Raw genomic sequence first — 11148 nt, forward strand, 5'->3', positions numbered from 1 at the left:
TTACTCGTAGATCTCGCCGGACTCGGCGCGCGCCACGAGCGACGCCGGGGGGTCGAAGCGGTCGCCGTAGGCTGCGGCGAGCTCTCGGGACCGTGCGACGAAGCCGGGAAGTCCGCCCTCGTACTGGTTGACGTACTGCAGGACGCCGCCGGTCCATGCCGGGAAGCCGATGCCGTAGATGGACCCGATGTTCGCGTCCGCGACGCTGGTGAGCACGCCCGCATCGAGGCAGGCGATCGTGTCGAGCGCCTCCGCGAACAGCATGCGCTCCTGCAGGTCGATCAGGGGAAGGTCGAGGGTCCCGGAGGCGTACCGGTCGCGCAGCCCCGGCCACAGCCGCGTGCGGCGTCCATCCTCGCCGTAGTCGTAGAAGCCGGCGCGAGCCTTGCGGCCCGTGCGCCCCTGCTCGTCCACCATCCAGTCGACCACCGGCTCGGCGGGATGGGCATCCCAGCCTCCGCCCTCCGCGAGCGCGGCGTCGCGCGTCTCGTTGCGGATCTTCTGGGTGAGGGACAGGGTGAGCTCGTCGAGCAGCTGGAGGGGGCCGGCCGGGTACCCGGCCTGGAGCGCCGCCTGCTCCACGGACGAGGGCTCGACGCCTTCGCCGACGGCGGCGACGGCCTCGTCGATGAAGCGCCCGATCACCCGTGAGGTGAAGAAGCCGCGGGCGTCGTTCACGACGATCGGCGTCTTGCGGATCTGCAGGACGAAGTCGAACACCTTGGCGAGCACCTCGTCGCTGGTGCGCTCGCCGCGCACGATCTCGACCAGCGGCATCTTGTCGACGGGGGAGAAGAAGTGGATGCCGATGAAGTCCTCGGAGCGCTTCACCCCCTCGGCGAGCAGGGTGATGGGCAGCGTCGAGGTGTTCGACCCGAGCACCGCATCGGGTTCGACGATGTCCTGGATCTCTCCGAACACCGTGCGCTTCACCTCGGCCGACTCGAACACCGCCTCGATCACGATGTCGACTCCCGCGAAGTCGGCGGGCTCGGCCGTCGGGGTGATGCGCGCGAGCAGCTGCTCGCTACGGTCCGGCGTGGCCTTGCCGCGGTCGAGCGCCTTGGCCTCGAGCGCGCGGGCGTAGTCCTTGCCCTTCTCTGCCGCCTCGAGGGACATGTCCTTGAGGACCACGTCGATCCCGCTGCGCGCGGCGACGTAGGCGATCGCCGCGCCCATCATGCCGGCCCCGATGACTCCCAGCTTGGAGGCCTGGAAGGGCGCGGGTCCGGAGGGACGGCTCGCTCCGGCGTTGATCTCCTGGAGGTCGAAGAAGAATGCCTTGATCATGTTCTTGGCCACCTGCGAGTGGGTGAGGCTCACCAGGTAGCGCGACTCGATGGTCGACGCGGTGTCGAAGTCGACGAGCGCTCCCTCGACGGCTGCCGCCATCGCGGCGCGGGGAGCGGGCAGGGGCGATCCCTTGATCTGCTTGCGCAGCATCGCGGGCATGGCGCCCAGCACGGCCGCCATGGATGGCGACGAAGGCGAGCCGCCCGGCAGCCGGAAGCCCTTCTCGTCCCAGGCCTTCACGGGCGAGGGGTTGGCAGCGATCCACGCCTTCGCGCGCTCACGCACACGCTCGGCGGGGACCACCTCGTCGATCAGGCCGATCGCGAGCGCGTCCTCCGCCGAGAACTTGGTGGCCGGCAGGATCACCTCCGACAGCGCCTTCGTCAGGCCGAGCATGCGCACGGTGCGGGTGACCCCGCCTCCACCGGGCAGGAGCCCGAGGGACACCTCCGGCAGGCCGAAGCGGGCGCCCTTCGCATCGCTCGCGGCGATCCGGTAGTGGGTCGCGAGCGCCACCTCGAGGCCGCCACCGAGCGCCGTGCCGGTGAGCATGGCCACGACGGGCTTGCCGAGCTGCTCGAGCCTGCGCAGCAGCGCCTTGACGTGCTCGATGTGCGCCATCTCCTCCGCGGCGCGCGAGGGGTCGGCGGCGCGCAGCAGGTTGAGGTCTCCGCCGGCGAACCAGCTCTTCTTCGCCGAGGCGAGGATGACGCCTGCGATGCGCTCGCGCTCGGACTCCAGGCGTTCGACCGTGTCCTCGAGGGCGGCGACGAAGTGCGCGTTCATCGTGTTGGCCCCGCTCGCGGGGTCGTCCATGGTGATGGTGACGACGCTGTCGTCGTCCTCGTCCCACGCGTAGCGGGCGGCTGCTGCGGTGTGCTCGATCACGCTCATGGTGTGGCCTTCCTAGACTCGCTCGATGATGGTGGCGACGCCCATGCCCGCCCCGACGCACAGGGTGGCCAGGCCGCGCTGGAGATCGCGGCGCTCGAGCTCGTCGAGCAGGGTGCCGAGGATCATGGCGCCGGTCGCGCCGAGGGGGTGGCCCATGGCGATCGCGCCGCCGTTGACGTTGACCTTGTCGTGAGGGATCGACAGCTCCTTCTCCCACTTGAGGACCACCGACGCGAACGCCTCGTTGAGCTCGAAGAGGTCGATGTCCTCGACGGTCAGCCCAGCACGGTCGAGGACCTTGCGGGTGGCCAGAGTCGGACCCGTCAGCATGATCGTGGGCTCGGAGCCCGTCGCGGCAGCGCAGACGATGCGCGCGCGGGGCGTGAGCCCCATGCGTTCGCCCACCTCCCGGGACCCGATCAGCACGAGTGCGGCGCCGTCCACGATGCCCGACGAGTTGGCGGCCGTGTGGACGTGCTCGATCGCCTCGAGCTGGTGGTACTTCTGGAGCGCGACGGCGTCGTAGCCCGCGTCGGCGCCCATCGCGGCGAAGGACGGCGTGAGGGCGCCGAGGGACTCGACGGTCGAGCCGGGCCTGCGGTGCTCGTCGTGATCCAGCACCGTCACGCCGTTGAGGTCGCGCACGGGCACGACCGAGCGGTCGAAGCGGCCCTCGCTCCAGGCGACGTCCGCGCGCCGCTGCGACTCGACCGCGTACGCGTCGACATCCTCGCGAGAGAAGCCCTCGATGGTCGCGATCAGGTCCGCGCTGATGCCCTGCGGCACGAAGTGGAGATCGTAGTTCGTCGTCGGGTCCTGGACGTAGGCGCCGCCGTCGGAGCCGAGCGGGATCTTGGACATGGACTCGACGCCGCCGGCGATCACCAGGTCGTCGAAGCCGCTGGCGACCTTCTGCGCCGCGGTGTTGACGGCCTCGAGCCCGGAGGCGCAGAAACGGTTGAGCTGCACGCCGGGCACGGACTCGGGAAGGCCCGCGACGAGCGCCGCGGTGCGGGCGATGTCGCCGCCCTGCTCGCCGATGGGGGACACGACGCCGAGGACGACGTCGTCGACCTCGGCGGGCTCGAGGGTCGGGTTGCGCGCCTCGAGCGCGTGGATCAGCCCCACCACGAGATCGACGGGCTTCGTGCCGTGCAGGGCGCCGCCGCGGTTCTTCCCGCGGGGGGTGCGGACGGCGTCGTAGATGTATGCGTCAGGCATGGGTTCCTCTCAGAGTCCGAGTCCTCGGCCGACGATCTCCTTCATGATCTCCGTCGTGCCGCCGTAGATTGTCGTGATGCGTGCGTCCTCGTAGTCGCGCGCGATCCGGTACTCGCGCATGTACCCGTAGCCGCCGTGCAGCTGGAGGCAACGGTTCACGACCTCGACGTACTGCTCCGTGGTGTGGAACTTCGCTGCCGCAGCGTCCTCCGGAGTGAGCACGCCGTCGTTGTGCAGCCGCAGGCATGCGTCGATGTAGGCGCGGCTGGCGCGGACGGCCGTGACCATCTGCGCCATCTCGAAGCGTGTGTTCTGGAAGGCGCCGATGGGCTGGCCGAACGCGTGGCGCTCCTTGACGTACGCAAGCGTGCGCTCGAGCACGCCCTCGCTCGAGGCGACCGCCGCGGCCGCGATCGAGATGCGCTCCTGCGGGAGGTTGCGCATGAGGCCCGCGAAGCCCTCGCCTTCCGCGCCGAGCAGGTTGGCCACGGGCACCCGCACGTTCTGGAACGCCAGCTCGCTCGTGTCCTGCGCGTGGAGCCCGATCTTGTCGAGCTTGCGGCCCCGCGAGTACCCCGCCGCGTCCGCGGGTATCACCAGCAGGCTGAGCCCGCGATGGGGGTGCTCGGCGGTGCGCACGGCCGTGACGACCAGGTCGGCGTTCTGCCCGTTCGAGATGAAGATCTTCGAGCCGTTCACCACGTACTCGTCGCCGTCGCGCACCGCGCTGGTGCGGATGGCGGACAGATCGGACCCGGTTCCCGGCTCGGACATGGCCACGGCGACGATGCTCGTGCCTGCCGCGATGCCGGGCAGCCAGCGCGCCTTCTGCTCGTCGTTCGTGAGCTCGGTGAAGTAGGGGATGACGATGTCGTTGGACAGCGCGATCCCGGCCATCCCGGAGGACACGGGGTTGCGCGCGAGCTCCTCGCCCATGACGGCGTTGAAGCGGAAGTCGTCGGAGCCGCCGCCGCCGTACTCCTCGGGGATGCCGAACCCGAGGATGCCGGCCTCGGCGGCCCGTTCGAACAGCGAGCGGTCGACCTTGCCCTCCTCGTCCCAGCGGTCCGCGTGAGGGCGTGCGTGCTCCTCGACGAAGGCGGCCACCATCTCGCGGAACTGGCCGTGCTCCTCGTCATACAGGTCGCGCGGCCCGACGACGCCTCCGAGCGCCCGGGTCGCGGTTGTGGTCGCGGTCATCGCGCCTCCGATCGTCCTTGATCTTGCCGACAGATTTTTTATACCATATTAGAAATCGCCGTGGCGAGAACTTGATCGAAAGTAGTGATCGGTGTTCGCTGGGCTCAGGTCTTGAACCTGGATTAAGCGATCGCGCAAAGGAGCGTGGCATGAACTCGAGGTCCGCGTCGGCACTGGGCGAGCCGCTGAAGAGGCGCCCGGAACAGGAGCTTCCCGCGCCGGCGCTCGCCGCCGCTGGCCGCCGACTCGAGGGCAAGGTCGCCATCGTCACTGGGGCCAGCCGCGGCATCGGGCGGGCCGTCGCGGAGCGCCTCGTCGAGGAGGGGGCGAACGTCGTGATCACCGGTCGCACCGAGGACGCGCTCGTGGAGGCCGTCGCTCAGATGCCCGACGGAAGAGCGGTGGCCGTCGCGGGCCGCTCGCAGGACCCAGAGCATCGGGCGACCGCGGTCGCGACCGCCGTGGAGCGCTTCGGCGCCGTGGACGTGCTCGTCGCGAACGCGGGCATCAATCCCGTCTACGGACCGCTCGTCGACCTCGACCTCCAGGCGGCGAGCAAGGTCCACGACGTCAACGTCCTCGCGACGCTCGGCTGGGTGCAAGAGGCTTGGCGTGCGGGCCTGGGAGACAGGCCCGGCGCGAACGTCCTCGTGATGTCGTCCGTGACGGGGTCCGTGCCGTCGCCCGGGATCGGCTGGTACGGGGTGACGAAGGCGGCGGTCGCCCACCTGGCGGTGACCCTCGCGGCGGAGCTCGGGCCGCGGGTCCGCGTCAACGCACTCGCGCCCGCGGTCATCACGACGCGCTTCGCGAAGGCGCTGTACGAGGGACGCGAGGAGGAGGTCGCGGCGGCGTACCCCATGGGCAGGCTGGGCCGGCCCGAGGACGTGGGCGCGGCAGCCGCGTACCTGTGCTCGGACGATGCCGCATGGGTGAGCGGTCAGGTGCTCGGCATCGACGGCGGCCTGCTCGCGGCGGGAGGCACGGCATGACGGCCGCGTTGGTCGCACGCACACGCGCCTTCGTCCGCGACGCGGTGATGCCCGCCGAGCCCCCCGCGGGCGTCGGCTTGGGGGCCGATGCGCGAGCGGCCCTGCAGGAGCAGGCACGTCAGGCGGGGGTCTTCGCCCCGCTCGGCCCTGCTGGACTCGGCGGCCAGGGGCTGCCGCTGCGCGAGTGGTCGCCGGTGCTGCAGGAGGCCGGCTACTCCGTGATCGGACCCGCTGTCCTCAACTGCATGGCGCCCGACGAGGGCAACATGCACCTCCTCGAGCGCATCGGCAGCCCGCTCCAGCACGAGCGCTACCTCGCCCCGCTGGTCGCGGGTCGCTTTCGGTCATGCTTCGCGATGACCGAGCCGCACCCCGGCGCGGGCTCCGATCCGGCCGCGCTCGCCACGACCGCGCGGCGCGTCACCGGGGGGTGGGTCATCGACGGCGAGAAGCGCTTCATCTCGGGTGCCGACGAGGCCGACGTCGCGATCGTCATGGCTCGCACCCCGGAGCTTGGCGAGGCCGCCGCGTCGCTGTTCCTCGTGCCGCTGAGCGCCGACGGCGTGGTCGTGGGCCACGCCATCCGCACCCTGGAGACGGCGATCGCCGGCGGTCACCCCCACGTCAGCTTCGAGTCGTGCTTCGTGCCCGACGTGGACGTGCTCGGCGCGCCGGGCGAGGCCTTCCGCCACGTGCAGGTGCGCCTCGGACCCGCCCGGCTCACGCACTGCATGCGATGGCTCGGCCTCGCACGGCGTGCGCACGACACCGCGCTGGACCGGGTCCGCTCGCGCGAGCTGTTCGGCCAGCCCCTCGGGGAGCTCGGCATCGCGCAGGCGCAGCTCGCCGACTCGGAGATCGACCTGGCCACCGCATCGGCCACCATCGACTGGGCGGTCGAGGCGCTCGAGCGTGACCCCCGCGAGGGCGCGAACGCGTCCTCGATCGCCAAGGTGCACTGCTCCGAGGCGGTCTCGCGGGTCATCGACCGAGCGATGCAGCTGTGCGGTGGGGATGGCGTCACGCTCGAGCTGCCGCTGCTCGCGTTCGCCAACGAGGTGCGCCCCTTCCGCGTCTACGACGGGTCGAGCGAGACGCACCGGTGGGCCATCGCGCGCCGCGCGGTCAAGCGGCGAGCTCGTGACCGTGAGGGCGGCGCACCGGCGCTCGACATCCCGGAGGGCGGCCGATGACGGCTCTGCTCACCACCCCCGACGACGTCGATGTCGTGCGCACGCGCCACGACGCGGACCCCGAGCGTCCGCCGTTGCTCGTCGTCGACGCCCTCACCGCCTATCTGGACCGCCGAGGACTCGACGGCGGAGACCTCGCGTGGAGGCGCATCGGCGACGGCCAGGCCAACGTCACCTACGAGCTGCGGAGGGGCCCGCACCGCGTGGTCCTTCGGCGCGGCCCGCGGCCGCCCTTCCCGCCGTCCGCGCACGACATGGTGCGCGAGGCGCGCATCGTCGGGACAGTGGGCGCGCACGGCGTGCCGGCGGCGCGGGTCGTCGCCGTGTGCGACGACGCCGACGTGATCGGGTCGCCCTTCTATCTCATGGACTTCGTCGACGGGCATGTGGTCACGGACGCGTTGCCTCCCGGCTTCGACACCGGCCGCGCTCGGGGTGAGCTCGTGTTGACGGCCGTGGACGCGTTGGCGGCGCTGCACGCGGTGCCGCTCGAGGGCGACGTGGCCACGCTCGGCCGGCCCGAGGGCTACCTCGAGCGCCAGATCCGCCGCTTCCGGGAGCTGTGGCCGCTCAACACCCGCCGCGAGCTCCCGGAGATGGACCGTCTCGCGACGCGACTCGCGGCGACCAAGCCCGACGCCACCAGCGGTCGCGCGATCGTCCACGGCGACTACCGCATCGGCAACCTCATGTACGCGGCGCCCGACCGACTCGCGGCGATCCTCGACTGGGAGATGGCGACGCTCGGCGACCCGCTCGCCGACCTCGGCTACCTGCTCGCGACCTATTCGGACCCGGCATGGCCGTCCACGGTGATGGACCTCACGCCGGTGACGGCGGGGCCTGGCTTCCCGTCGCGCGAGGAGCTGGCCGCGCGCTACGCCTCCCGCTCGTCGCTGCCCATCGACGCGCTCGCCTGGTACGAGGCCCTCGCCCTGTGGAAGGCCGCCGTCTTCTGCGAGGCCATGCTCACCCGCTGGAGGGCGGGGGAGCGGCCCGGCGACACCTTCGCCCCGACACTGGTGGAGGGCGTGCCCGCGCTCGCCGCCGCCGCCCACGACGCACTCGACAGGAACGCTAGGAGCAGGTCATGAGAATCCTCGTGCTCGCCAAGCCCGTGCCCGACACGTATGGACAGCGCACGCTGTCGCTGGAGACGGGGCTCGCCGATCGCGATGCCGACGTCGCGGTGCTCGACGAGATCTCGGAGCGTGCCCTCGAGGTCGCGTTGGCGCATGCGGGCGACCATGACGGCACCGAGGTCGTCGTGCTCGCGATGGCGCCGCAGTCGCTGCAGGCGTCCTTGCGCAAGGCGCTCGCGATGGGAGCCCACGACGCGGTGCAGGTGGTGGACGACGCGCTCGTCGGCGCCGATGCGGTGCTCACCGCCGAGGTGCTGGCCGCCGCGGCTCAGCGGACCGGCTTCGACCTCATCGTCGCTGGCAACGCCTCGACCGACGGTTCCGGCGGCGTGGTGCCGGCGATGATCGCCGAGCGGCTTGGCATCGCCTGCGCGACCTCACTATCGAGCGCAAGCATCGCCGATGGCGAGGTGCGGGGCGAGCGTGCCTCGGACGGGGCGACGCTGACGGTCTGCGCCGCGCTGCCCGCCGTCATCTCGATCACGGAGGCGTTGCCGGACCCGCGCATGCCCAACTTCAAGGGGATCATGGCCGCGAAGAAGAAGGAGATCGAGACGTTGAGGCTCGGCGACCTCGGCGTCGAGGCCCTGCCCGACGACGTCGCGCGCTCGATCATGGTCGAGGCGAGCGAGAGGCCACCGCGCGAGGCCGGGACCATCATCACGGACACCGGAGACGCCGGCACTCAGCTCGCACGTTTCCTCGTCGCCAACCGGCTCGCCTGAGGAGGACGCCATGTCGACGCCCCAGGACCAGACCATCCTCGTGCTCCTCGACCGCGGCCCGGACGGGCAGCTCGCGGCGTCGGCCGCGGGCCTGCTGGCAGCCGCGGTCGCGCTCGGCACGCCCGTGGCGTTGATCGTGGGCGAGGACGCCGATGCGCTCGCAGAGCGGGCGGCAGCGCTCGGGGCCGCGCGGGTCCTGACCGCACCGGGCGACCAGGATGCGCTCACCGTGCCCGCCGTGGACGCCCTGCAGGCGGCGGCCGGGCACGTGACCCCCGCCGCGGTGATCGCCGCGCACTCCGTGGAGGGGCGAGAGGTCGCGGCTCGCTTCGCGCTGCGCACAGGCGCCGCGCTCGCGCTGGACGCCGTCGCGGTGGAGCGCGACGAGGAGGGCATCGTCGCGCGCCATGCCGCCTACGGCGGGGACTACCTCGTGACCTCCGCAGCGACGTTCGGCGCGCCGGTGATCACCCTGCGCGAGGGCAGCGTGGACGCGCCACCTCCCGGCGACGGCGCCGGTGGCGACATCGCGCCCGAGGTGCTCGACGTGACACCGTCGGAGGCTCCGGCGGCGCGCGTCGAGTCGGTCGAGCCGGCCCGAGAGGCGTCGGACCGGCCCGACCTGCGCAGCGCTGCCAAGGTGGTCTCCGGAGGACGTGGCCTGGGCAGCGCCGAGCAGTTCGCGCTGGTCGAGGAGCTCGCCGATGCGCTCGGCGCCGCGGTCGGTGCCTCCCGCGCGGCGGTCGACGCGGGCTTCGTGCCTGCCTCGCATCAGGTGGGGCAGACCGGCGTGTCCGTCTCGCCCCAGCTGTACGTCGCGCTCGGGATCTCCGGCGCGATCCAGCACCTCGCGGGCATGCAGACGGCGAGCACCATCGTCGTGATCAACACGGACGACAAGGCGCCGCTGTTCGAGATCGCCGACTTCGGCGTCGTCGGCGACGTCTTCACCGTCGTGCCGCAGCTCATCGAGGCGCTCCGCTCGGAGGGATCCTCGTGACTCGGCAGCTGCGGCGCGGGCTGCCGCGCGTCGCCGGCGGCGAGCCGTGGCCGCCGGCGGCCGCCGCGCGGGAACAGTCGGGCGGGGCGTCCGAGGGCTCCGCAGGTGCCGGGCCAGCCACGGCATCGGCTCTCAAGGCTGCGCCAGCGTCGGGGGACGCGGTGCTCGAGCCCGGCGGGGCAGCGCTGCCCGCGCTCGGCTCCGGAGGACGGGCACCGACGGCCGACCGCGTGGAGGTGGCGCTCCGGCGCGGCCTGCCGCGGGAAGCCGGGGGAGACCCGTGGCCGCCCGAGGGAACGGCGATGGCGCGCGTGTCCGCAGCGGCGGTGCCCGCCAGCGTCGGCGTCGAGCGTCGCGCCGAGTCCAGCGCCGACCCCATCGCCGACGCCATCGCCCCGCCCGTCGGAGCTCCCAGCGCCGAGCCCGGCGCAGCGTCCGGTGGGCCGACGCCATCCATCGCTGACCCCATCGCCGAGCCGAGCGCCCAGTCCAGTGCCCAGCCGAGCGCCCAGCCCTCTCCCGCGGCGCCGGCGCCCACTCCTCGGTGGGTGGTGCTCACGCGCATCGGCGTTCTCGCGGCGGTGGCGCTCGCCGCGCTGGTGCTGCTCGCGCGGTGGTTGATGACCGTTCCTGGAGTCGCGGACTTCGTCGCGTCCTATCCGGGCGCCGCGCCCATGCCTGAGGACGCTCCCGTGGGCATCCCGCCGTGGCTGTCCTGGACGCACCTGTTCAACGTCTTCCTCATGGTGACGATCGTGCGGACGGGCCTGCTCGTGCGCACCCAGCAGCGGCCGGAGGCCTACTGGGCGCCGCGGGAGGATCCGCGCGCGCGGATCAGCCTCATGGCATGGACGCACCAGGCGGTCGACGTGCTCTGGATCGTCAACGGCGTCGTGTACGTCGCGCTCTTGTTCGCGACGGGTCAGTGGATGCGGATCGTGCCCACCAGCTGGGAGGTGGTGCCCAACGCGCTCTCGTCGGTGCTGCAGTACCTGTCCCTCGAGTGGCCCGCCGAGGACGGCTGGGTGCACTACAACGGGCTCCAGCAGCTCGCCTACTTCACCACCGTGTTCATCGCGGCCCCTCTCGCGATCGCGACGGGCGTGCGCATGAGCCTCGCGTGGCGCTCAGGGCCGCGTCGGGACCGGATCTACCCGCTCGAGTGGGCGCGTCGGCTGCACTTCCCGGTGATGATCTACTTCGTCGCCTTCGTCGTCGGCCACGTGGCGCTGGTCCTCGCGACGGGCGCACAGGAGAACCTCAATCACATCTACGCGGCGCGCACCGGCGGCGGCTGGCTGGGCTTCGCCCTGTTCGTCGCCTCGACGGTCGTGATCGCCGGTGCCGCGATCGCGCTGCGACCGCTTCTGGTCGCCCCCGTGGCGCGACGCTTCGGGAACGTGAGCGGGCGATGATCGCATCGCAATGTATACACAGCACCCAGATTGGGCGTACTATCTCCAGCAGAGGCGCTTCAATGTATGCACA

General features: G+C 71.9%; 9 protein-coding genes. 6 read left to right on the forward strand and 3 right to left on the reverse strand.

Annotated features, from left to right (window positions below):
* The 3 genes from B7K25_RS01020 to B7K25_RS01030 are packed head-to-tail and all read right to left on the reverse strand — an operon-like array spanning position 1 to position 4608.
* The gene (locus B7K25_RS01020; RefSeq protein ID WP_084103406.1) at positions 1-2187 is read right to left on the reverse strand and encodes a 3-hydroxyacyl-CoA dehydrogenase NAD-binding domain-containing protein; all 2187 of its coding nucleotides are present in this window, start codon (positions 2185-2187) and stop codon (positions 1-3) included.
* 12 nt (positions 2188-2199) lie between these two features.
* Complete coding sequence (locus B7K25_RS01025; protein ID WP_084103408.1) at positions 2200-3408, reverse strand: acetyl-CoA C-acetyltransferase; 1209 nt, start codon at positions 3406-3408, stop codon at positions 2200-2202.
* Positions 3409-3417: 9 nt separating this feature from the next.
* Positions 3418-4608, reverse strand: a complete 1191-nt coding sequence (locus tag B7K25_RS01030) for an acyl-CoA dehydrogenase family protein (RefSeq protein ID WP_084103410.1) — start codon at positions 4606-4608, stop codon at positions 3418-3420.
* 149 nt (positions 4609-4757) lie between these two features.
* Here B7K25_RS01030 and B7K25_RS01035 point away from each other — a divergent pair, with 149 nt between their 5' ends.
* The 6 genes from B7K25_RS01035 to B7K25_RS01060 are packed head-to-tail and all read left to right on the forward strand — an operon-like array spanning position 4758 to position 11075.
* Complete coding sequence (locus B7K25_RS01035) at positions 4758-5600, forward strand: SDR family oxidoreductase (RefSeq protein ID WP_084103412.1); 843 nt, start codon at positions 4758-4760, stop codon at positions 5598-5600.
* Positions 5597-6793, forward strand: coding sequence for an acyl-CoA dehydrogenase family protein (locus B7K25_RS01040; protein ID WP_084103414.1), 1197 nt, complete (start codon positions 5597-5599; stop codon positions 6791-6793). Before B7K25_RS01035 ends, B7K25_RS01040 begins: the two co-directional genes overlap by 4 nt.
* The gene (locus tag B7K25_RS01045; protein ID WP_084103416.1) at positions 6790-7887 is read left to right on the forward strand and encodes a phosphotransferase family protein; all 1098 of its coding nucleotides are present in this window, start codon (positions 6790-6792) and stop codon (positions 7885-7887) included. Before B7K25_RS01040 ends, B7K25_RS01045 begins: the two co-directional genes overlap by 4 nt.
* The gene (locus B7K25_RS01050; RefSeq protein ID WP_084103418.1) at positions 7884-8660 is read left to right on the forward strand and encodes an electron transfer flavoprotein subunit beta/FixA family protein; all 777 of its coding nucleotides are present in this window, start codon (positions 7884-7886) and stop codon (positions 8658-8660) included. Before B7K25_RS01045 ends, B7K25_RS01050 begins: the two co-directional genes overlap by 4 nt.
* A 10-nt stretch (positions 8661-8670) precedes the next feature.
* Positions 8671-9660, forward strand: a complete 990-nt coding sequence (locus B7K25_RS01055) for an electron transfer flavoprotein subunit alpha/FixB family protein (RefSeq protein ID WP_084103420.1) — start codon at positions 8671-8673, stop codon at positions 9658-9660.
* Positions 9657-11075: a cytochrome b/b6 domain-containing protein gene (locus B7K25_RS01060; protein WP_234988019.1), complete on the forward strand. Its 1419-nt coding sequence runs from the start codon at positions 9657-9659 to the stop codon at positions 11073-11075. The genes B7K25_RS01055 and B7K25_RS01060 overlap by 4 nt, the downstream gene beginning before the upstream one ends.
* Positions 11076-11148 lie beyond the last annotated feature (73 nt).

The sequence above is a fragment of the Demequina sp. NBRC 110056 genome (assembly GCF_002090155.1).
GTDB lineage: Bacteria > Actinomycetota > Actinomycetes > Actinomycetales > Demequinaceae > Demequina.

Bases quoted from the DNA above. Each gene is read 5' to 3' on its own strand.
- B7K25_RS01020 (WP_084103406.1), bottom strand. From the start codon at position 2,187: ATGAGCGTGATCGAGCACACCGCAGCAGCCGCCCGCTACGCGTGGGAC.
- B7K25_RS01025 (WP_084103408.1), bottom strand. From the start codon at position 3,408: ATGCCTGACGCATACATCTACGACGCCGTCCGCACCCCCCGCGGGAAG.
- B7K25_RS01030 (WP_084103410.1), bottom strand. From the start codon at position 4,608: ATGACCGCGACCACAACCGCGACCCGGGCGCTCGGAGGCGTCGTCGGG.
- B7K25_RS01035 (WP_084103412.1), top strand. From the start codon at position 4,758: ATGAACTCGAGGTCCGCGTCGGCACTGGGCGAGCCGCTGAAGAGGCGC.
- B7K25_RS01040 (WP_084103414.1), top strand. From the start codon at position 5,597: ATGACGGCCGCGTTGGTCGCACGCACACGCGCCTTCGTCCGCGACGCG.
- B7K25_RS01045 (WP_084103416.1), top strand. From the start codon at position 6,790: ATGACGGCTCTGCTCACCACCCCCGACGACGTCGATGTCGTGCGCACG.
- B7K25_RS01050 (WP_084103418.1), top strand. From the start codon at position 7,884: ATGAGAATCCTCGTGCTCGCCAAGCCCGTGCCCGACACGTATGGACAG.
- B7K25_RS01055 (WP_084103420.1), top strand. From the start codon at position 8,671: ATGTCGACGCCCCAGGACCAGACCATCCTCGTGCTCCTCGACCGCGGC.